The following is a 20201-nucleotide window of genomic DNA, read 5'->3' on the forward strand; positions in this document are numbered from 1 at the left end:
ATTGTATCTGGCCTGCTTTTTCACTGTCCAATACGGGTAGTATACCGGTCGTTGCGGGCAGGCGGGTGCCGCCGTCGGAACGCTTTATCTTATTAACTTGACTCTTGCGAATTCGCTATCAGAGGGCGTTAATAGGCAGACCTGTAGTAGGCGCTAGATAACAGCAAGTTAGGCGGGTATCTTGAGATGCTTTAAGATGTCGAATAACGGCTTCTTCTCCAAGGCTTGTTGGTACACATAGACGATGATTTGCCCGAAATACTCTTGCCGAATGCGATACACCACATCTCCAAGCGTGAGATGCCTATCGTTCTTCTTCCAATCCTGGCGCTGTGATTCTAAAAAGTTCTGCGTCAGAAACTGAATGGCCCAAAACCGCTGAATACCTACAAATGAGAGCAACTGATATTGGTCAAAGCCTAGCCGTTCTTTGAAATAGCGATAGCCGGTTTCGATATTCCAGCGCACGTGATAATAGCGTTGGATGGTAACGAGATCCAAGCTTAAATCCGTGCATAGGAGACAAACCTGGGGTTTGCTCGAATCGACATATTCATCTTTCCAAGACAGCAAAGCTTTAACGTTTTCCATTTCACTTAATGGACCTTCATATTCATAAACCCAGTACGTTCCCAAACTTTCCACTGTAACGGAGCGTAGGTCAGACTTGCGAAGGTACTGGACAGCGAAGTCAGCCATGGAAATGGTTATGCCGCTCACGCAGATAAGACGGTTCGTCTTTACAGCGGCGATGACATGAAATCCCTTGCGATTACAGGCATTGATGACCTTCTCACTGGTATACCAGCTATCCATAAGAACGTAAACCTGCTGATCCTGTGTAGATGGGAATGCTTCGATCATTTCAATGGCGAGATCGTTCTTGCTTTTGAATGATAGACGGTGTGCATCGCAATATTCTTCGCGGTAATAATGGCGAAAATCCCAAGCATAAGAGCATTCTTGGCTTACAACGTGAGCACTGACAACGCAGTGGCACCACACTGATTTTCCAGCTTCGTGTGAATATTGAAAGCTGAGGGCTTCCATCTTCTTCGTTGAAGTTTCCTTCTTACAGCATGTGTCGTCCACGATGAAGAATACAAGTTGCCGAGAGTCACCGCTCTTTGCTCGCTTCGTGCGAATCTTATCCATTACGAATTGCATACGTCTACGCTGCATACGATTGACGCACCATGGCGAATGATTCAAAAAATTCGTGACATTGCTGAGGTGACGATCTCCTCGGGCAGCTTGCTGAATTTGTGTAATATTTTTATGACCGGCACAAAGAATGATGCCTTGAACGAGAGTAAACAGATGACCAAGCTGCGGTTTAGAAAATTCCAGCTTCAAAGCTAAAATGAACTTGACGATAGGCAAGTAGAGGGATACCATGAGAGTGGGACATCTCCTTTTTCTTGGAAATTGTGGTTTGTGGTGAACAACAATTTCTCTATCCAAGGGTGATGTCCTTCTTCTGTTTATTCATTCGACGAAACATCTCAATTTATTGCCTTATCCGTTGTTAGTCGACAGCAATATTTTCGCAACACTCAAGTTATTAATCGTCGACGACGAATGGATCATTGCGAACAGCTTGAGCTCTATGGAGGAATGGGACGAGCGGAACATCGATGTCGTCGCAATCGCCCACAATGGTTACGACGCCATACGATATTTGGAGGCTGAACCGATCAGCCTCGTCATATCAGATATCCGCATGTCGGATATGGATGAACTGCAGCTGCTTCAATATATTTATGAAGAAATGCCGAATACGCAAGTCATCCTGATTAGCGGTTCGAATGGAGAAAACCTGTGAGCTGCTAAAACATTCGAGACTGAAAATATACGAAATCTGTGAGCAGGTCGGCTATGTCGACCCAAAATATTTTTCCAAAGTATTTCAAAAGCATTTTAGCATGACCCCTAACGAATTCCGGTTAAAAAATGACCGTGCAGGCATTTGAAAGGTGCTTCATTAATAGAGCAATAGAAAGAAATTGCGAAGAGGCTATCCAACAAGCTCTGTAACTTGGGATAGCCTTTAATCTGACACATTAACGGCAAATGCTCTCTTGAATGCAAGATCTTATCAGCAGTCTCAATCTACGTTATAACCCACACTATAAAATAGATTATCAAGAATCATATTTCCGCTGCCTCAAGCTCTCATACAACAAAACCGTCCCGGCCATTGCCACGTTAAGAGATTCTGCTTGCCCTGCCATAGGAATAATAACCGATTCGTCGACCTGCTCTCTAACCGCAGGGGATAAGCCCTCCGACTCATTGCCGAGGAGCAGCCAGGTAGGATGGGTCCAGTCATAGCTGTAACAAGTATGCTCCGCTTGCAGACTTGTCCCGACCAGCTTCACGTTCCTTTCCCTGGCTTCAGGCAGCAGCTCCATTAAATCCGCCTCAATAATCGGCAAATGGAACAAGGAACCCATCGTCGAACGAACCGTCTTCGGATTGTATAGATCGACGCAGCCTTTGCCAAGCACGACAGCGTCCGCACCTACCGCGTCAGCGCTGCGAATAATGGTGCCGGCATTCCCTGGATCGCGAACCCCGTCCAATACCACGACGAGACATTTGTCGCGGTAGAGCGCCTTTTTATCCGCGGCAATCTTGGACAAAACCGCAAATACCGGAGGAGGAGTATCCGTTCCCGTACATTTGGCCATCACGGCACGTGAGGCTTGTACCCATTCCACTCCTAGCGTGACCGGCGTATCATTCGTTTCCCGCTTATATTTAAGCTCAGCAGGGATACCGCGTTCGTTATCGTATACGATTGTCGCGATTTGAGTCGTTCCTTTCAGCGCCTCCAAAACGAGATGAACGCCTTCAATGAGGAACTGTCCGGAGCGGTCCCGGTATTTCTTGTCCAGCAACGATGCCCACTGCTTGACCTTTTCATTTTGTACGGATGAGATCAGTTGATCAATTTGTTCATTCATAGTTAGCGTTAACCTTCCGAATAAGCGATTTCTAAGTTTTGTAAATCCGAATTTTTACCTACGATAACGATGACGTCCTCAGGGTTGATTAGGTCATCCGCATAAGGAGCGATATTCATTGTGGAACCCGTTTTGATCGCCATGACATTGCATTTATGCCTGGCCCTGATATCAAGCTGCTTTAAGCTTTTCCCGATCATCTGCTCAGGCGCTTTGATTTCAATGATACTGTAATCATCGGAAATCTCGATATAATCAAGAATGTTCGGTGAAACAAGATGATGCGCTACACGAAGACCCATATCCCGCTCCGGGAATATGACCTTATCGGCGCCAATTTTATGAACGACCTTGCCATGAAGTTCATTTTGCGCTTTAACGATGAGTGTCTTTACACCAAGATCCTTTAAGATGAGCGTCGTTAGAATGCTCGACTGAATATCCTGTCCGATTGCCACAACAACGACGTCAAAGTTCCGAATGCCAAGTGCCTTGAGCGCTTCCTCGTCGGTCGAATCGGCTGACACAGCATGAGTAACCGTATTAACTACCTCTTGAACGCGCTGCTCGCTTGAATCGATTGCCAGCACTTCAAAGCCCATCTGCGTTAGCTCTTTAGCTACACTGGAGCCAAAACGTCCCATACCAATTACCGCATATTGTTTCTTCGCCATCGTTATGAAATCCTCCTTACAGGATGATTTTTGCAGTATCTCCACAGTATAACATAGCCGGCTTATTAGGATGAAAAACATGGCCAGTGGACAAAGTAAATAAGTAAATTCGAATGCGGCAGGAGGTTATTCAAGATGCAAACTATAGATTTGCGGCAAGCGATCGTTATGCGAGTGCAAGAAAACTCAACCCAAGAGCTGTCGGAGGTCATCGAAGAATCAATTGGAGCCGACGAGCGAGCTCTGCCTGGACTTGGGGTGCTGTTTGAAATGATCTGGCAGCAATCATCCGAGCCGGAGCAAAGCCGTATGGTGGATTCCCTGTATAAACATCTTCACCACTCCGAGAACGCTAATCCGTCTCAATAACGAACTGCCGCTGCATAAACAGGTTTGCCTCCAACAATGGCAGATGTAACCCACGGCAGATTATCATAACGACCCACAACGATAAGATCGGCCGCTTTGCCTGACTCGATGGAGCCAAGCTCGCTATCGGCGCCCAATGCTTCCGCCGGGTGCAGCGTCGCCATGCGAACAGCCGCAGGCAAAGCAGCCGTACCTTCGTCAAACAGCTTAAACACGGCTGCAAGCATCGACGAAGGATGATAATCCGAGCACAAAATATCCGCTGCTCCCGCATGAATGGCATCGACTGCCCGCATATTTTTATCATGCGACACGCCTCTTACGACATTCGGAGCGCCGACACATACGCGCAGTCCTTTGCTGACCGCATGGATCGCGGTCTCTAAATTAATGGGGAATTCGCAGACGGAAACGCCGAGTTCAATCGACTCCTCAACCTGTTTCACCGAGTCATCGTCATGCGAAGCGATTGCTATGCCATTCGCTGCTGCGAGACTGCTCAGCCGAAGCAAATGCTCACGGTTCACCTGCTGCCTGCGTTCAATAAGTTCCTCCACAATGATGCGTACCTCATCTGCATTCACGCCCTGATTTTTCATCACGTAACGTTCGAATGAGCCCGGCTCACGATATTGTCCTTGCCCGGGAGAATGATCCATAAACGATAAATAATCGATAGTCTTCTCCTTCAAATATCGTTCTACGATAGGCATCCCAGCCAAATGAGACATCTCGAACCGCAAATGGATTCGATTGCGAATCATGGAACGCCTGCTGCGATAACCATGTATATGCTCGACCATTCCCGTTAGCAAATGATCGCCGCGCAAGCTTAATCCAACGCCCAGAGACAGGGAGTGATACATCGTCGTAATGCCATGTACCGGCAGCTTCCTTTCGAACTCAAGCAATGCCATATTTAACGGAAACAGCGTATTCGGCCGCGGCTGCACTTCTTTCTCAATGGCGTCGCAATGGATATCGATCAAGCCTGGCAGCACATAACGCTGCTGCGCATCCAGAATCGTTGCCTTCGGATGAATCCGGAGCCATTCCTCAATATCCGCAGCATCGGAAAGAACCGCCTCAATAAGACCGTCTTTTACAGCTACCGCAGCCTGAACAACCTCATTCGGAAGCACTACATTTCCGTTTAATACGATCAAAGGGTCAATGCTAGTCAACATGTGGTCACTCATCGATTCGGTCGTCCCCTTACCCATTTGTTTTATGCTTCTTCTTTCGGAATAAAACGATATATTTCGCCGGTTTCGAACGAGTCAATCAGCCGTTCCAGCCAGTTGTAATACTTCAACGCTTCATCGATCTTTTGCGTATCGCTATTTAAAATCTGCACGAAATCAGTATCGTCGGCATATTGCTGCTTAAGCTCAACGATCTCCTTTATAGAACGAGACAGCGCGCTCATGTTCTGTTCAACGGCCTTCCTCCACTTGATCGTGAAATAGTCCGCGAAATTTTTATGCCAGTCCGGCATCACCTCGTACAAATCCTTTCGCGAGTCCTTGCCCCATACTTTATTAATCATCTTCAAATCATGCAGCGTCCTCATACCCGTGCTCATCGACGTCTTGCTCATGCCCATCGTCTCGCTCATCTCGTCGAGCGTTACCGGCTCCTGATTAAAATACATATTTCCGTATAAATGGCCAATGGATAACGTAATGCCGTATAAATCCATATTTTTACCAATTGATTCAATAACTCGTCTGCGCGTGTTGTGCAGCTTCATTCTCTGCTCGTCTGTTAAGGCCTCAAGTTCATTCATATCTTTCCTCCCAAGGAGTGAAATACCACTATCAATGCTGCTACAAGTATTGTAAACAAATGCTTCGCTATATGTAAAGAATACTGTTTGCATGAAAAAGGGAGTTATCACGAGAATACGGTATATAAAGTACGTAAAGTTAAAACTGTACAAAGTATACGACAACTCACGCCTTTTGACCTTTACAAAGATAACCAGCTAGACTTAGCTCGTCGGGTTAAAAGGCTGGGAGAACAGCTGTCCCGATCAACTAAGCGGCGGCATGCAGCAGCGTGTCGGACTCGCTAGAGGGCTCGCAAACGATCCGGATGTGCTATTAATGGACGAAGCATTCAGCGCGCTCGACCCGCTTATCCGCAAGGATATGCAGGACGAACTGCTTGAGCTGCAGTCGAAAATGAAAAAAACGATCGTATTTATCACTCACGATTTAAATGAGGCATTGCGAATTGGCGATCAAATCGCCCTAATGAAAGACGGCAGCATCGTCCAAATCGGCTCGCCCGAAGAAATATTGATGCAGCCCGCCAACAAATATGTGGAGCGGTTCGTCGAAGACGTCGATTTGTCCAAGGTGCTTACCGCTTCGCATGTCATGGTGAAGGCCGAGACGATAACGCTGGAAAAAGGACCTCGCGTTGCCTTGCAATTTATGCGGGACCGCGGTGTTTCCAGCTTATACGTGGTCGACAAGGGAATGCGCCTGCTCGGCGTCATTACGGCGGATGATGCTTCAAATGCGATTAAGAACGGGCTCAAGCTAGAGGAAGCGATGGATCGGGAAGCGCCGACCGCTGTGCCGGAGACGCTGCTTCATGAATTATTTGAACTAATGAGCAATTCCAGATTCCCCGTCTCCATAACGGATGAGAGCGGCCGGTTAAAGGGGATCGTGATCAAAGGCGCCGTACTTGCGGCTTTATCGGGAAATTCGTTGTTAGAGGTTGGTGATCAGCATGAATCTGCCTAATATACCGCTCGCCGACTGGATCGAATGGCTGGAGAGCTGGCTTGAAACAAATTTTGAGCCGCTGTTCCAATTGATTCGGCTTGTCGTCGGCGAGACTGTTAACGGACTCGAAGCGGTACTGAACTGGATTCCGGTTCTCGTTCTTATCCTATTATTTACCGCTCTCGCATGGTTTATCGGCAAATGGAAAATGGCGTTATTCACACTCCTCGGCCTGCTGATCATTGAAAACCTGCGCACGCAAAAACAGCATTCAGAAAATTGTGACGCCCGTGCTCGACTTCATGCAGACGATGCCGGCATTCGTTTATTTGCTACCAGCCGTCACCTTTTTCTCGCTCGGTGTTGTACCCGGCGTCATTTCATCGACCGGAGGCTTACGCATTTCTCGATAAGTTCAACTGGTCGACGGACGATATGGCCGCAGTTATGATTCAAATATAGGAAGGCCAAACGCCTGAAGCGGCGGCTAAAGCATGGGTGGAGCAGAACAAGGACAAAGTAGATGCTTGGCTCGAATAATAATAGAACAAAAAAAGCAGAGCGATTCCCGCTCTGTTTTTTTGTTCTACTTAGAAAGCTTTTCTATTTCATTAGTCTAAGCAAAATGGCTGCAAGCCAAGCGGCAACGGAGCAGGACGCTCGCATGTGCTCTTCATCGTATAGTGCACGCCTTGCTCCGAAGCGTCATGGAAGCCGTGCATCGCTTCAAGAACATGATAAGCAAGCTCCCCGTTCGCGCGATGCTTGCGGCCGGTTTGAATCGCTTTGGCCATATCGGCTGCTCCAACGCCGCGGGCATTTTCCGTATATCCGAAAGTTAGAGGAATATCCGACCATTCCTTCGAGCCGGCGCGGCATATACGGATCGGGCCGCCAAAGGTGTTAGGGTCCGGCACCTGCATTGTGCCCGCGCTGCCGTATACTTCAATACGCGGCAGCATTGACCCGCCCTTGACATCAAAGCTTGTGAGCAGCGTGCCGATCGGGCCGGATGCGAAATCTATAACGCCGGCTATGTGCGTCGGCACCTCAACCTGGACTTTCTGTCCGTACTTCGGCTGGCTTGTAATCATTCTCTCTGGATATGAAATACGCGCCGAGCCTGTTACACGGGTAATCGGTCCAAGCATGGCCACTAAAGCCGTCAAATAATAAGGTCCCATATCAAACATCGGGCCGCCGCCCTTTTGATAGTAAAAATCAGGAGCCGGATGCCAGGACTCGTGCCCGCCGCTTACCATAAATGCGGTAGCGCCGATCGGAGTGCCGATCCAGCCGTCCTCGATCAGCTTAATGCTCGTCTGAATGCCTCCGCCTAGAAACGTATCCGGCGCGCTGCCAACTAGCAATCCTTTCTTCTCCGCAAGCGCCAATACCTCCTGCGCCTCCTCGCGCGTAACCGCGAACGGCTTTTCCACATAAACATGTTTACCCGCTTCTAGCGCGCGTAAGCAAACGGAAGCGTGAGCCTGAGGGATCGTCAAATTAATAATCAATTGAATTTCCGGATCGGCCAGCAGCTCCTCCACTGAGCTACCGCGAACGCCAAACTCCTCGCCCTTCGCTTTCGCGCGGTCCACGTCCAAATCTGCGCAAGCTACAACATGAAGCGCATCGAAGCGATTGCCGTTATCAAAGTAAATGCCGCTAATATTGCCTGTCCCAATAATGCCTGCTTTTATTTTTTCCATGTTTGTCAGTCCCTCGTCCTATAATTGATTATCCGCCATGCCGCTGTAAGCTGCTACGCCTGAGCCTGCTGCTGCAGCCTTAGCTTTACCCTCCGCACACCACAAGAAGCCGCGCCGCATAAGCTCCTTCACTGTCGCGATCTCCATAATGTCCGCATGATGGCCCAGTGAGTTGTAATAAACCCGTCCTACTCCCCAACGTTTGGTCCAAACCACCGGCATATCGACCGCTTTGTTCAAGGAATGAGGTCCCGGCGTTAAGGGAAAACGAGTCGTGGCAAGCACTTCAACTGCAGGATCGACATGCAGATAATATTGCTCCGAGCTCACAACAAAATCCTCGATCCCTTCAGTGAGCGGGCTTGATGAATTGTTAATATTAACGGTATACTCCACGCCGTCATTGCCCGGATGCGCGACCCATTGGCCGCCGGTCATAAATTGCCAGTCCACGTTTTCGCGGAATGAATCGCACATGCCGCCATGGCAGCCCGCAAGTCCAACCCCGCTTTGCACGGCAGCGGATACATTATCCACCAGCTTCTGATCGATACGGGCCATCGTCCATACGGGAACGATCAGATCCAGTCCCTTTAGTTTTTCTGCATCGGCGAAAGCTTCTAGCGTGTCAGACACCTCCACCTCGAAGTCCTCTGCAGCGAGCACCTCGCGGAATATTTCCGCGACCTCTTTAGGCTGATGGCCGTCCCAACCGCCCCATACGATTAAAGCTTTTTTCATCTCATCTACCAGCCTCTCCGCTAACCGATTTATTTTATAAGCTGACTAAGCTAATTCGTTAATGGAAACCCAGCGGCGCTCCTCGATTGAACGTTCTACCGCCTCAAGCACCTCTTGGCACTTCACGCCGTCCACAAAGTTCGGCACTGGCTGGCGGTCCTCCGCGAAAGCCTGCATCAGCTCATGAATCTCATGAGTGAACGTATGCTCGTAACCGATCGTATGTCCGGCAGGCCACCAAGCGTCCATATACGCATGCGCCGGATCCGTCGCAAGCACGCGTCGGAAGCCTTGAACATCCTCAGCATCGTCCGTAAAATAAACCTGAAGCTCGTTCATGCGCTCGAAATCAAACTTGATGCTGCCTTTGCTGCCGTTAATTTCGAAGCTGTTCGTACAGCGATGGCCCGCAGCAAACCGCGTAGCCTCGAAGCTGCCAAGCGCGCCATTCTCGAAACGCGTCATGAACAAGGTCGCATCATCGACAGTAACCTCCCCGCGCGGCGCATCCGCGCTGCCCTTCGCGCTAAGCCCCGTCATTGCCGAGGCAATCGGGCGTTCTTTAATGAACGTCTCGCTCATACCCATAACCTCATTGAACTCGCCAACCAGGAAACGAGCCATATCAATTAAATGCGCGCCAAGATCGCCATGCGAGCCGGAGCCTGCGATTTCCTTCTGCAGACGCCATACGAGCGGAAAGTTCGGATCAATGATCCAATCCTGCAAGAAAACAGAACGAAAGTGATAGACTTTCCCAATACGCCCATCTTCCACAAGCTTCTTCGCAAGCTGTACGGCTGGAGCGAACCGGTAATTAAAACCAACCATATGCTTCACGCCGGCTTTCTCTGCCGCCTCGAGCATTTCGCGGGAATCCTTAAGCGTTAGCGCAAGCGGCTTCTCACAGAACAGATGCTTGCCTGCCGCCGCCGCTGCAAGCGCAATTTCCTTATGCGCGTCGCTCGGCGCGTTAATATCGATCAAATCGATGTCATCCCGTGCAACAAGCTTCTTCCAATCGGTTTCCGAGCTTTCCCAGCCGAATTGCACGCGCGCCTTCTCCAGGCCTTCCGGGTCGCGTCCGCAAATCGCTTTCATTTCCGGCTTAATCGAATCCGGAAAAAACATCGGCAGCGCGCGATAGGCGTTACTGTGCGCTTTGCCCATAAACTTGTAACCAACCATACCAACTCTAATCTTATCCATTAAATAACCGCCTCTCATGTTTTAAGATGTTTCCCTGTTAATAAAGCTGACGGGCAGAATATCGAGATTCGTATCCGAGGACGGATTCCTGCTACTCGAGTCAAGCAGCCGCGCCGCGGCAATTCTCCCCATCTCGTAAAAAGGAACCGCTACCGTCGAAAGCCGCGGGCTAATAATTCGCGAGCCATCGGAGTCGTCATAGCCAACGAGAGCATAATGCTGGCCCGCTTCAAGCTCAAGTTCGCGTAAGCCCTGTATAAGCCCGATCGCCATTCGGTCATTCCCCGCAAAAACCGCATCAATGCAGCCTGCATGAATTCCCTCCGCCATGCGCCCTGCCAACTCATAGCCGCTTTTTCTACTGTAGTTGCCCACATAAACAAGCTGCTCCTCGTATGGTATGCTTGCCTCCGAGAGCGCTGCCTTATAGCCTAGCAATCGATCAGCGCTATTGGAATATTGAGCGGGACCATTTACGAATGCTACTTTGCGCTTCCCTTGTTCGACCAAATGGCGGACCGCTTCCTTGCTGCCGTCAAAGTGATCAGCATCGACCGTTTCGTATTGTTCCTCGTCATAACGCTGGTTAACCAGACAAAACGGGAAGCCTCCTTCTTTGAGCTCCGCAAGAGCTGCACGCTCCTCAGGCACATTTTGCGAGCCAAGTACAATACAGGCGTCGATCTTCTGCGTGCGGAATAGCTTTGCGTAATCTCTCGCCCCGTCCGGCTCTCTGAAAATAAGCAGCAAATCATAGCCGCAGCGCTTCGCCGTCTCACCAATTCCGCTCAATATTTCCGAGAAGTAATAGGTCGAGAATAAGTGGACCTTCGGCACGAACGGTAAAACAACCCCGATATTGCCGCTTTTCCGCCTGGCGAATTGCTGAGCGAGCGCATTTGGCACGTAGCCGAGCTGCGCTGCCGCCTGCAGCACGCGCTTGCGCGTCTCCTCTTTCATCGGGCCGACATTGTTCAGTACTCTGGACACAGTCGCCTCAGAGACACCGGCCAGCTTCGCAACTTCTTTCCTGCTAATAATGGATTGCCTCCTGTAATGCTTTTATTCGCTAATGTCAAAATATCAGTTTAATGTACACGCGTACATTATGGCATGAAAACGGTTTAGCGTCAATAACGGATTCACCTATTCTTTCCCTCTCATTAAAAAAGCGATCCTGAACGCTGCAGATAACGTTCAGTACCGCTTTTTCTTATTTGCTATTTAGACTTGCCCGCGCTACTTCCTGGCGATTTCATTAATCCACTCGAATACGGCAGCTGATGCATCCGTATCCTCACTCAGGCTCATTCTCTCGACAAATGCCTCCCGATTATCATAAAGGCGCTCGACGCCCTGAATCAAGGTGTCGGCCGTTAGCTTCTCCTCATATAAAACATTGCAGTAGCCCAATTTCTCGAACGATTGCGCATTTAGTATTTGATCTCCCCTGCTTTGTTCCTTCGTAAGCGGAATGAGCAGCATCGGCTTTTTGAGCGCCAGAAATTCGTAGATCGAATTTGAGCCCGCCCGCGATACGACGACATCGGTCATCGCAAGCACATCCGGCAGCTGCTCGTTGACGTACTCAAATTGCTTGTATCCAGTCATTGTAATCGATGGATCCACCTGATTTTTGCCGCATAAATGTACGATTTGATAGGACTTAGACAGCCGGGTAAGCGCATGCCTAACCGTCTGGTTGATCTTGCGAGCGCCAAGGCTGCCGCCCATGATCAGAATAACCGGCTTGCTCCTCGTGAAGCCGCAGAACGTTCGGCCTCGATCGGCATTCCCCTGCTTCACTTCCTCGCGAATGACCGCGCCGACGTGCCGGCTCTTTCCGCCTCTTAGCATGTCTCCCGTTTCCGGGAAGGTTGTGCATACGCCGGACGCGAAAGGTATCGAGATTCGATTCGCCAGCCCTGGCGTTAAATCCGACTCATGAATGAGGAGAGGCACCTTGTTAAGCCAAGCGCCAATAACAACCGGAACGGAGACGAAACCGCCCTTTGAGAAAATAACATTCGGTTTGTTCGTCTTTATCAACCGGTAGGCTTGATATAGCCCTTTGACCACCTTAAACGGGTCCTTGACGTTTTGAATATCCATATACCTTCTAAGCTTACCGGTCGAAATCGGGAAATACTTCACCTCTGGTACGGAGGCGATAAGCTTCCGTTCGATACCGTTCTCCGAACCGATATATTGGACCGTCCAGCCCTCTTCCAGAAATCGGGGGATCAGTGCCAAGTTAACGGTAACATGACCGGCTGATCCTCCTCCGGTGAACATAATTGTTTTCATGGATGCCTAGCCACCTATTCATCATTTATCCATTTATTATACGAGTAAAGCTATAAATTAGCACCATACGCAGCCTGTATAATCAAAAGGCATCCCCTGCTGCAAGCGTTGCTTCGCTTTTAGCTGAGGATGCCTGTTCAAATCCGTTATAGCCTCACCCTTAAGGAGCGGTTTCCAAAAACTTGGACGTCGGATTTTTGTCAATCGCCGTCCGCATCGCATACTCATTTTCGAACAATACGACGTAATTGCCCTTCTTGTCTTTCACGAGCGTCGTATTGATTCTAAATTTGCTTGGGTCGATCTTGTCATCGACGATCCAACGCGCGAATTGGAATTGCATCCGGTGCAGCTGAATGTCTACGCCGTACTCCGCCTTCATGCGATGCTCGAACACCTCGAATTGAAGATGTCCGACTACACCTAGAATCGTCTCGTCGAAGTTGCCCGTCGAATGGAACACCTGAATGGTGCCCTCCTCCGTTAGTTGATCGATTCCTTTCTGATACTGCTTATGCTTGAGCGCGTTCTTAACGGTCACCTTTGCGAAAATTTCCGGAGAAAACGTCGGAAGCTCATCGAATACGACCTCCGAACCCTGCGACAATGAATCCCCTATGCGGAAAATACCAGGGTCGAACAATCCGATAATGTCGCCTGGATAGGCGGTATCGACAATGTCCCGGTCCTGTGCAAGAAATTGCTGCGGCTGAGACAGCTTAATGTCCTTGCCATTTCGTACATGACGCACGCTCATCCCCCGCTCGAAGCGGCCGGAGCAAATACGAAGGAACGCAATCCGGTCGCGGTGCGCCGGATTCATGTTCGCTTGAATTTTGAAGACATAACCGCTGAACTTCTCGTCCGTTGGCTGAACGACGCCTGTCGTACTGACGCGCGAAGTCGGCTTCGGCGCCAACTGCAGGAAATTCTCAAGGAATGTCTGCACGCCGAAGTTGTTCACTGCGCTTCCGAAGAAGACCGGAGTCAGCTCGCCGGCTTGCACCTTTTCGAAATCGAACGGATCGCCCGCAACGTCCAGCAACTCCAAATCCTGAATAAGCTGGTCGGTCAAATAATCGCCTGCCATCTCACGAATAACCGGATCGTTATAGTCGCTCACAGGCTTCACTTCGATTATCGAATGATCGTTGCCCTGGAACAGCTCCACTTGGGTCTTCATGCGGTCGTATACGCCGCAAAGTTCTCTGCCCATGCCGATCGGCCAATTCATCGGTACCGAACGGATGCCGAGCACACGCTCAAGCTCCTCCATGAGCTCAAACGGACTTTGCCCTTCGCGGTCCAGCTTGTTTATAAACGTAAAAATCGGGATGCCGCGCTTGCGGCAAACCTGGAACAGCTTGATCGTCTGCGCCTCGACGCCTTTGGCGACGTCGATAAGCATGACCGCGCTATCCGCGGCGGTCAACGTCCGATAGGTGTCCTCACTGAAATCTTGGTGACCGGGCGTATCGAGAATGTTAACGCGGTGACCCAAATAATCGAACTGCATTACGCTCGACGTTACCGAGATTCCCCGCTGCTTCTCGATTTCCATCCAGTCGGATGTGGCATGACGGCTCGCTTTGCGCGCCTTGACGGACCCTGCAAGCCGAATGGCTCCTCCAAATAGGAGGAGCTTCTCGGTCAGGGTCGTTTTCCCTGCGTCAGGGTGAGAAATAATGGCGAACGTACGCCGCTTCTCTACTTCCTGTTTAATTTCTTCACTTAAAGTTTGGCTCATGCTTGTCTTCCCTTCATTATGCAGAGCATACTCCGGCGCTTATTTGCCGCTGTTCGATACCCAAATAACGTTATCTTCCTCTTGTCCGTTAACCGGCCACCAGTGGAAGCCGTCTTCTGCCAGCAGCTGGTTCGCTGCTTCAGGGCCCCAGGATCCTGCCGGATAATGCTTCAAATCGCTTTTCTCTTCGCGCCATGCCTGCGCAATACGATCCACGAACGCCCATGCCTGGGAAACCTCGTCCCAGCGCGTGAAGTATGTGGAGTCGCCGCGTGCCGCATCATGAATGAGACGCTCGTAAGCTTCAGGCGTATTCAAGCCGATTTGGCAGCTTTGGCAAAATTCCATGGCTACCGGCTGTACAGAATTGTTCTCGCCCGGCGTTTTTGCATTTACTTTAATATATATGCCCTCAAGCGGGTTTACGCGAATGACGAGCAAATTCGGAGCCAGGTCATGACGCTGCGCGAACAGTACGTTTTGCGGCATCGACTTGAATTCGATGACGACCTCGGTCGTTTTGACCGGCAGACGTTTCCCCGTACGAATATAGAACGGCACACCTGCCCAGCGGAAATTATCGACGAATACCTTCGCGGCAAAATAAGTTTCCGTCGTCGACTCCTCATTGACGGAATCCTCTTGGCGATAGCCGGGAAGCTCCCTGCCCCTTAGGCTGCCTTCGCTGTATTGACCGCGCACGACCTTCGCGCGAACATCGTCGCTGGACGTGTAGTTGCGCAGCGAACGAAGCACTTTAACCTTCTCATCGCGAATATCTTCACCATGCAAACGGCTAGGCGGCTCCATCGCAATCATCGTGAGCATTTGCAGCATATGGTTTTGGCCCATATCGCGCAAAGCGCCCGATTTGTCGTAATAGCCTCCGCGATCCTCGACGCCTACCGTTTCGGACAGCGTAATTTGTACATTTGCAATATGATTATTGTTCCACAATGGTTCAAAAAATGCATTGGCAAAGCGAATGACTTGAATGTTCTGAACCATTTCCTTGCCCAAGTAGTGGTCGATCCGATAAATTTCCTCTTCCTTGAACACTTGATTAATTTGCTCGTTCAGCTTCTGGGCGGACGGAAGATCGTAGCCGAAAGGCTTCTCGATGACTACGCGGTGCCAGCCGCTGGATTCCAGCAAGCCTCCATCGCGCAAATTAAACGATACCGGTCCGAACAGGGACGGAGCGAGCGCCAAATAAAATAAACGGTTGCCGGGAATATTGAACTTCGCGTCTAATTGCTCCGACAAGCGGCTGAGCTCGCGGAAGCCCTCGACATCGTTAATATCCAAGGACATATAAACGAAATGCTCGGCAAAACGATTCCAAAGCTCGGCATCGCCCGCTTTGTAACGACAAAATTCAACGATTGAATCGTACAAATCTGCACGGAACTGTTCATTCGTCCGCGGACGGCGAGCTAGGCCGACTACGGCAAAGTTTTCCGAAAGCTTGCCTTCTTTATATAAACTGAAAAGGGCTGGAAACAGCTTGCGCCGTGCCAAATCGCCTGTTGCTCCGAACAGGTAATAGACTGCGCCCTCTGCGGAGACGGATTCAAAATTATTAGTGTAGGTCATTTGCCTCATTCTTTCCTGTGAATTTTTATACATCTATACATGATATGTAGTTTAGCATATTCATCCTTAATTCGCTATTCAACAGGTCATAAAAATTACTGATAAGGAAAGCAAATTCTTCTGATCACAGCGCTTAAGTTTAAGGCTGATTGGCAGCCGCGCTGCTGTAATCGCCTGTAATAACAGGTATTCCGATCGTCAAATCGGCATAATCGGAATTTGTCACTTTGTGCAGAGCGATCTGCAGATTCGCTAAATTTCCGCTACCCGTGTCGATTGTCGAACGAAGCATGCCCGAATAAAAGGTTTCGCTTACCGTTCCGCCGTCCTCGTAACGGTCGATCGATTGGGCATTTGCCAGCTTCCTCAGCTCCTGTACAGCCTGGCCGCTTATCGAAGGTCCCTGAACCTTCATACTGCTTGTAAACGACGCGCCGCTGCTTACCAGCTCCTCCGAGATCGAGGCTGTCGCCTCAAGCAAATTTTTCTTTTCCAGCGGCTGCGCATGAACCGTTTCAAGCAGCAGCATAAGCTGCTCGCGGTCTTCGCCCTCTTCAACGATGCTAATCGAAATACGACCTCCATATGCCGGAACTGTACCTGTAACCGTTCTGCCTTCATTTTGCAAAAGCTTGTCCACGGATTTCCCTTTCTCGTCCGTAAGCAGCTTGCTTGCCAGCTCCATCATCGTTCCGCTCTTGCCGGTCGCATTCCACCGTACTGTCCAGTCAGCGCCCATAGAGCCGTTCTTTAACTGATCATCACTCCATGTCCATAAGGCCTGCAAATCGTGTTGAAGCATTTGCTCGGCCGTCGTGGCATCTCTTGGCGCCCGCTCCGCCTCCCATACTCCCCATGCAGCACCTATAGCAAGGACGATAAAGGCAAGCCATACGCCGGCTTTCGTTCGTTTAGAGCGCTGCTGCGCGGTTAGCCGTTTTTTGACTGGCAGATGTTCCTTTGGAACGTACATGATTTTCACTCTCCTATTCTCTCTGAATGGGTAAACATCCATACACGTTAGCCTGTAGGTGAATACACTGGTTGCAGGATTGAATAAACGCATAAAAAATTTAGGAGGTATCAAAAGACGTATGGAACAAATCTATCCCATGCAAGAGGATGTCGTGAATCAGTATTGCGGGCTTCCGGTATGCGTCATCATGAACGACGGTTCACGTCACGTCGGCATACTCAGCTCCTGCAAGAGCGGCAAATTGCTGCTTAATGCGGAAATGGGCGGCGGAGCAGAGGCGATGCTGAACAAGGTTCAGCCGCAGGTTTCAAAGAAGAAAAAAGGCGGTAAAGATAAGAAAGGGGAGAAACATAAGTCCGGGCAGGCGCAAGCGGAAACGCAAGCCTATCCTTACGCCCCCTACTATTATGGACCGCAGCCTTATTACCCTTGGGGCGGAGCGCTGGCGCTCGATATTGCGCTAATCGCATTCCTGTTTTTATTGCTGTAATACACCAAGCGGTTCATCTCGGCGGAGAGATGCCGCTTTTTTTCTTTGAATTGAAAAGAGGTTCATCATCCTGACAGGTTTCGCCAGTCTTTTCGATAGATATATAGTATGCTGACGCTGAACTCATTCCTTTTATTCAGGGAGGGCTTTAATGATGAATACAACCATTCGCTCGATTAGAGCCATTGAACGGACAAAGGTGTACGCGCCGATTCAGGCCGTGACTCCCTATGCCTATTTCCCGTATCGCAATGGTGAAGCCCAGCTGCCTCCTGAATGCGAAGATGAGTGGATCCGGTATTATCGGCAGGCCGCAGACAGCGCGGCAGCATGGGTGTGCCATGCCAAACAAGCACAGTATGAGCTGGACCGGATGACTTGTCAGCTAAGCAGGCAGCTTCATTTAGAGCTCCCGATCGAGGACAGCTTGCAGAAGTTGGCTGATATCGTTAATCGGTTAGACCACCGGTACAAGCAGCATGCCGTTGATTTGAAGCCCGAGCTATGGGCAGCTGTCGAGCTTGCGCTGTGCCATCCGGCCGCAGCCGAGATTGGTTTGTACAGGGATCATAAATATGAAAAATGGATCATCGATTCTGTCAAGGCTTGTCCGGCAGATGCAAAAAGCTTAGTCGACGTTCAAGCATCTCTTCCCTCGCTGGAAAAACCGGCCGGGACCCAGCGCCTGAAGCGGCTGCTGCTTGGATCTGACGGATTTCTTACAGGTCTCAAAAATGCTCTTGCCTATTCCGATCCGCGCAGAGCCGTTGATCTACTCCAACTGCAGCTTTCAACCACCCTTCCTTACACGGCCTATTATGGTGCTTTGCAAGCTTACATGCCGCTGCCTTATGTGGGGCTAATCCTCAACCGGTATTTATAAAGGTCGAAATTGGAGCTACACATGACTGATGTATTCGGCTATCTCCCCGTTATTTCCTGCTATATAAGTATAAATACTTCGAGCTTAAGGGATAAGGATAACCTCGATCCTATCACCCGCATCGGCACCTTTTGCCCCTGCCGGAATAACGGCCAGACCGTCGGCATCGGCGATGGATGCCGTCATGCTTGATTTTGAGAAGGCAAGCGGATCTGCGGATAAGCGTCCATCCGGCTGGGAAAGTAACCGGGTCCGAACAAAACGGTCATGCGGACTAGGCTTGTCTATGGGTGTAAGCAACTGAGCAGTGACGGTACGCGGCAACGCGTCCGAGGCTCCCTGCATCCGCAGCAGCGCCGGCCTGACGAACAACTCGAACCCGACGAAGCAAGCTCCAGGATTACCCGATAATGCGAATAGCAGCTTTCCCTCGAGGACAGCCGCCGATGTCGGACTTCCCGGTCTCATCGCCACGCGATCGAAGAGCAATCGACTGCCAGCCTCCTTGCCAAGCTGAATAGGCGTTGCGACTTTATCTGTCTGCGAATGCAGCTCATCATCCGAATAGCTGTCGGTCGATAGAGGCAGGTCGCCGGAAGCTGCTTGTCTCATGCTAGCCCAGCTTCCGTTCTTGATCGTCCTGAAGATAACGGACATCACGTCGAAATCTCCGACGGACACTCCGCCGGTCGTAATGATAAGATCGGCGGATTCCCACACACGGGCGAGAGCAGCCGCGACCGCATTCGGATCGTCGGGCAGCGTGCCGCATAGGATCGGTACGGCGCCGCTTTGCTCTGCCATGGCCGCGACCATGCAGCTGTTGCTGTCGCGGATCTGCCCCGGCGCCAGCGACGCCTCAACCGGCAGCAATTCGCTGCCGGTCGCGAACACCGCTACGCGCGGCTGCTTGTGCACCGGCACATCGGCATAGCCGAACGTGCCGAGCAGCGCAACATGGCCCGGCCGCACAACCGTGCCGGGCAAAGCCAAAGCGCCCCCAAGGCGAAATTCCTCGCCTTGGGGCGCTATGTTCTGGCCTGGCAAGCCGGCGCGCTTGATCAGCACCGCCGCCGAGCCATCGGCCAGAATGGCGTCCGCGGTCTGCTCCAGCATGACGACCGCGTCCGCCCCGGCAGGCACAGCCGCGCCGGTCATAATGCGCACGGCAGTGCCTGCCTCCACGGCCGCGAGGGCGAGTCCGCCCGCCGCGACCGAGTCAACGACGCGCAGCGTCGCCGGCTGCTCCGGCGTTGCATGCGCCACATCCGCCGCGCGCACGGCATAGCCGTCGAGGCCCGAGCGCGCGAAGGGCGGCCAATCGCTTGTCGCGTGCAGCGTCTGCGCGAGCCTTCGGCCGCCGCTGGCCCGCAGCGGCACAAGCTCGCTGCCAAGCCGCTGCTCATCCGCAGCAGCAAGCACCCGCTGCTGCGCCTCGCCCACCTTCACGGCCCGCCGATTAAACCGGCCAAGCCGATCGTCTGCCACTCCTCCACCGACCCTATCCGGCTCCTCCCGCTTCTCTGCTCCGCCAGCAGCCTCTCCCGTCACCTTCAGCATCTCCGCTCTGCAAACATCAGCCTTGTCCGTATCCGTCAACATCTCCGCTCCGTATACATCGCTCTTTTTCTTCTCCATCGGATTCTCCGCTCCGCCATCATCAGCATTCCCTTTCCACATCAGCTCATCCGCACCGCTTCCCTCACCCAGTTCCTTGACCACCTGCATCACCTGCTCCTCTAACTTCAGACTCATCTCGCACATCAGCTTCTTAAGCATTTATTTTA

20 protein-coding genes and 1 pseudogene are annotated in these 20201 nt (G+C 50.9%); 7 read left to right on the plus strand and 14 right to left on the minus strand.

Annotation, left to right across the window (positions count from 1 at the left end; genetic code table 11):
* Window positions 1-168 precede the first annotated feature (168 nt).
* Window positions 169-1464: an IS701 family transposase gene (locus L1N85_RS23140; RefSeq protein WP_235241415.1), complete on the minus strand. Its 1296-nt coding sequence runs from the start codon at window positions 1462-1464 to the stop codon at window positions 169-171.
* Between the two features lie 49 nt (window positions 1465-1513).
* On the opposite strand from L1N85_RS23140, the gene L1N85_RS23145 reads away from it, so the two are divergent.
* Window positions 1514-1825, plus strand: a complete 312-nt coding sequence (locus tag L1N85_RS23145; protein ID WP_235241416.1) for a response regulator — start codon at window positions 1514-1516, stop codon at window positions 1823-1825.
* The gene (locus L1N85_RS23150; protein ID WP_235241417.1) at window positions 1809-1973 is read left to right on the plus strand and encodes an AraC family transcriptional regulator; all 165 of its coding nucleotides are present in this window, start codon (window positions 1809-1811) and stop codon (window positions 1971-1973) included. Before L1N85_RS23145 ends, L1N85_RS23150 begins: the two co-directional genes overlap by 17 nt.
* 171 nt (window positions 1974-2144) lie before the next feature.
* Here the strand turns inward: L1N85_RS23150 and L1N85_RS23155 are convergent, their stop codons facing one another.
* Both L1N85_RS23155 and L1N85_RS23160 read right to left on the minus strand, forming a co-directional pair.
* Window positions 2145-2969, minus strand: coding sequence for a TrmH family RNA methyltransferase (locus tag L1N85_RS23155; RefSeq protein ID WP_235241418.1), 825 nt, complete (start codon window positions 2967-2969; stop codon window positions 2145-2147).
* Window positions 2970-2977: 8 nt separating this feature from the next.
* On the minus strand, window positions 2978-3643 hold the full coding sequence (locus tag L1N85_RS23160; protein WP_235241419.1) for a potassium channel family protein: 666 nt from the start codon (window positions 3641-3643) through the stop codon (window positions 2978-2980).
* 135 nt (window positions 3644-3778) lie between these two features.
* On the opposite strand from L1N85_RS23160, the gene sspI reads away from it, so the two are divergent.
* On the plus strand, window positions 3779-4012 hold the full coding sequence (gene sspI, locus L1N85_RS23165) for a small acid-soluble spore protein SspI (protein WP_235241420.1): 234 nt from the start codon (window positions 3779-3781) through the stop codon (window positions 4010-4012).
* On the opposite strand, the gene L1N85_RS23170 is transcribed toward sspI, so the two are convergent.
* Both L1N85_RS23170 and L1N85_RS23175 read right to left on the minus strand, forming a co-directional pair.
* The gene (locus L1N85_RS23170; protein ID WP_235241421.1) at window positions 4006-5211 is read right to left on the minus strand and encodes an alpha-D-ribose 1-methylphosphonate 5-triphosphate diphosphatase; all 1206 of its coding nucleotides are present in this window, start codon (window positions 5209-5211) and stop codon (window positions 4006-4008) included. The genes sspI and L1N85_RS23170 overlap by 7 nt on opposite strands.
* 29 nt (window positions 5212-5240) lie before the next feature.
* Window positions 5241-5801: a GbsR/MarR family transcriptional regulator gene (locus L1N85_RS23175; RefSeq protein ID WP_235241422.1), complete on the minus strand. Its 561-nt coding sequence runs from the start codon at window positions 5799-5801 to the stop codon at window positions 5241-5243.
* Window positions 5802-6009: 208 nt separating this feature from the next.
* On the opposite strand from L1N85_RS23175, the pseudogene L1N85_RS23180 reads away from it, so the two are divergent.
* Window positions 6010-6771: pseudogene (locus tag L1N85_RS23180) on the plus strand (CBS domain-containing protein); the annotation flags it as partial.
* On the plus strand, window positions 6758-7204 hold the full coding sequence (locus L1N85_RS23185) for an ABC transporter permease (protein ID WP_235241423.1): 447 nt from the start codon (window positions 6758-6760) through the stop codon (window positions 7202-7204). The pseudogene L1N85_RS23180 and the gene L1N85_RS23185, both read left to right, overlap by 14 nt.
* 160 nt (window positions 7205-7364) lie before the next feature.
* Here L1N85_RS23185 and L1N85_RS23190 read toward each other — a convergent pair whose 3' ends face one another.
* The 8 genes from L1N85_RS23190 to L1N85_RS23225 form a co-directional block, all read right to left on the minus strand.
* The gene (locus L1N85_RS23190) at window positions 7365-8465 is read right to left on the minus strand and encodes a Gfo/Idh/MocA family protein (RefSeq protein ID WP_235241424.1); all 1101 of its coding nucleotides are present in this window, start codon (window positions 8463-8465) and stop codon (window positions 7365-7367) included.
* A gap of 18 nt (window positions 8466-8483) precedes the next feature.
* On the minus strand, window positions 8484-9206 hold the full coding sequence (locus L1N85_RS23195) for a ThuA domain-containing protein (RefSeq protein WP_235241425.1): 723 nt from the start codon (window positions 9204-9206) through the stop codon (window positions 8484-8486).
* Window positions 9207-9251: 45 nt separating this feature from the next.
* The gene (locus L1N85_RS23200; protein ID WP_235241426.1) at window positions 9252-10415 is read right to left on the minus strand and encodes a Gfo/Idh/MocA family protein; all 1164 of its coding nucleotides are present in this window, start codon (window positions 10413-10415) and stop codon (window positions 9252-9254) included.
* Window positions 10416-10436: 21 nt separating this feature from the next.
* Window positions 10437-11456, minus strand: coding sequence for a LacI family DNA-binding transcriptional regulator (locus L1N85_RS23205; RefSeq protein WP_328285273.1), 1020 nt, complete (start codon window positions 11454-11456; stop codon window positions 10437-10439).
* Window positions 11457-11654: 198 nt separating this feature from the next.
* Window positions 11655-12722, minus strand: coding sequence for an undecaprenyldiphospho-muramoylpentapeptide beta-N-acetylglucosaminyltransferase (locus L1N85_RS23210; protein WP_235241428.1), 1068 nt, complete (start codon window positions 12720-12722; stop codon window positions 11655-11657).
* A 160-nt stretch (window positions 12723-12882) separates the two neighbouring features.
* Window positions 12883-14469, minus strand: coding sequence for a peptide chain release factor 3 (locus L1N85_RS23215; protein ID WP_235241429.1), 1587 nt, complete (start codon window positions 14467-14469; stop codon window positions 12883-12885).
* Window positions 14470-14508: 39 nt separating this feature from the next.
* Window positions 14509-16065, minus strand: coding sequence for a glucose-6-phosphate dehydrogenase (zwf, locus tag L1N85_RS23220; RefSeq protein ID WP_235241430.1), 1557 nt, complete (start codon window positions 16063-16065; stop codon window positions 14509-14511).
* Window positions 16066-16204: 139 nt separating this feature from the next.
* The gene (locus L1N85_RS23225) at window positions 16205-17038 is read right to left on the minus strand and encodes a YwmB family TATA-box binding protein (protein ID WP_235241431.1); all 834 of its coding nucleotides are present in this window, start codon (window positions 17036-17038) and stop codon (window positions 16205-16207) included.
* Between the two features lie 121 nt (window positions 17039-17159).
* Between L1N85_RS23225 and L1N85_RS23230 the strand changes: the two genes are divergently transcribed.
* Together L1N85_RS23230 and L1N85_RS23235 are read left to right on the plus strand one after the other, a co-directional pair.
* Window positions 17160-17531: a hypothetical protein gene (locus tag L1N85_RS23230; RefSeq protein ID WP_235241432.1), complete on the plus strand. Its 372-nt coding sequence runs from the start codon at window positions 17160-17162 to the stop codon at window positions 17529-17531.
* A gap of 151 nt (window positions 17532-17682) precedes the next feature.
* Window positions 17683-18414, plus strand: coding sequence for a hypothetical protein (locus L1N85_RS23235; protein ID WP_235241433.1), 732 nt, complete (start codon window positions 17683-17685; stop codon window positions 18412-18414).
* 84 nt (window positions 18415-18498) lie between these two features.
* Here L1N85_RS23235 and L1N85_RS23240 read toward each other — a convergent pair whose 3' ends face one another.
* Window positions 18499-20169, minus strand: a complete 1671-nt coding sequence (locus L1N85_RS23240; RefSeq protein WP_235241434.1) for a molybdopterin molybdotransferase MoeA — start codon at window positions 20167-20169, stop codon at window positions 18499-18501.
* Between the last annotated feature and the right edge of the window lie 32 nt (window positions 20170-20201).

It is taken from the genome of Paenibacillus alkaliterrae (genome assembly GCF_021532375.1).
Lineage (GTDB): Bacteria > Bacillota > Bacilli > Paenibacillales > Paenibacillaceae > Pristimantibacillus > Pristimantibacillus alkaliterrae.

Excerpts from the sequence above, each read along its gene's own strand:
- L1N85_RS23150 (WP_235241417.1), top strand. The coding sequence starts at position 1,809 with ATGGAGAAAACCTGTGAGCTGCTAAAACATTCGAGACTGAAAATATAC.
- L1N85_RS23155 (WP_235241418.1), bottom strand. The coding sequence starts at position 2,969 with ATGAATGAACAAATTGATCAACTGATCTCATCCGTACAAAATGAAAAG.
- L1N85_RS23160 (WP_235241419.1), bottom strand. The coding sequence starts at position 3,643 with ATGGCGAAGAAACAATATGCGGTAATTGGTATGGGACGTTTTGGCTCC.
- sspI (WP_235241420.1), top strand. The coding sequence starts at position 3,779 with ATGCAAACTATAGATTTGCGGCAAGCGATCGTTATGCGAGTGCAAGAA.
- L1N85_RS23170 (WP_235241421.1), bottom strand. The coding sequence starts at position 5,211 with ATGAGTGACCACATGTTGACTAGCATTGACCCTTTGATCGTATTAAAC.
- L1N85_RS23175 (WP_235241422.1), bottom strand. The coding sequence starts at position 5,801 with ATGAATGAACTTGAGGCCTTAACAGACGAGCAGAGAATGAAGCTGCAC.
- L1N85_RS23185 (WP_235241423.1), top strand. The coding sequence starts at position 6,758 with ATGAATCTGCCTAATATACCGCTCGCCGACTGGATCGAATGGCTGGAG.
- L1N85_RS23190 (WP_235241424.1), bottom strand. The coding sequence starts at position 8,465 with ATGGAAAAAATAAAAGCAGGCATTATTGGGACAGGCAATATTAGCGGC.
- L1N85_RS23195 (WP_235241425.1), bottom strand. The coding sequence starts at position 9,206 with ATGAAAAAAGCTTTAATCGTATGGGGCGGTTGGGACGGCCATCAGCCT.
- L1N85_RS23200 (WP_235241426.1), bottom strand. The coding sequence starts at position 10,415 with ATGGATAAGATTAGAGTTGGTATGGTTGGTTACAAGTTTATGGGCAAA.
- L1N85_RS23210 (WP_235241428.1), bottom strand. The coding sequence starts at position 12,722 with ATGAAAACAATTATGTTCACCGGAGGAGGATCAGCCGGTCATGTTACC.
- L1N85_RS23215 (WP_235241429.1), bottom strand. The coding sequence starts at position 14,469 with ATGAGCCAAACTTTAAGTGAAGAAATTAAACAGGAAGTAGAGAAGCGG.
- zwf (WP_235241430.1), bottom strand. The coding sequence starts at position 16,065 with ATGACCTACACTAATAATTTTGAATCCGTCTCCGCAGAGGGCGCAGTC.
- L1N85_RS23225 (WP_235241431.1), bottom strand. The coding sequence starts at position 17,038 with ATGTACGTTCCAAAGGAACATCTGCCAGTCAAAAAACGGCTAACCGCG.
- L1N85_RS23230 (WP_235241432.1), top strand. The coding sequence starts at position 17,160 with ATGGAACAAATCTATCCCATGCAAGAGGATGTCGTGAATCAGTATTGC.
- L1N85_RS23235 (WP_235241433.1), top strand. The coding sequence starts at position 17,683 with ATGATGAATACAACCATTCGCTCGATTAGAGCCATTGAACGGACAAAG.
- L1N85_RS23240 (WP_235241434.1), bottom strand. The coding sequence starts at position 20,169 with ATGAGTCTGAAGTTAGAGGAGCAGGTGATGCAGGTGGTCAAGGAACTG.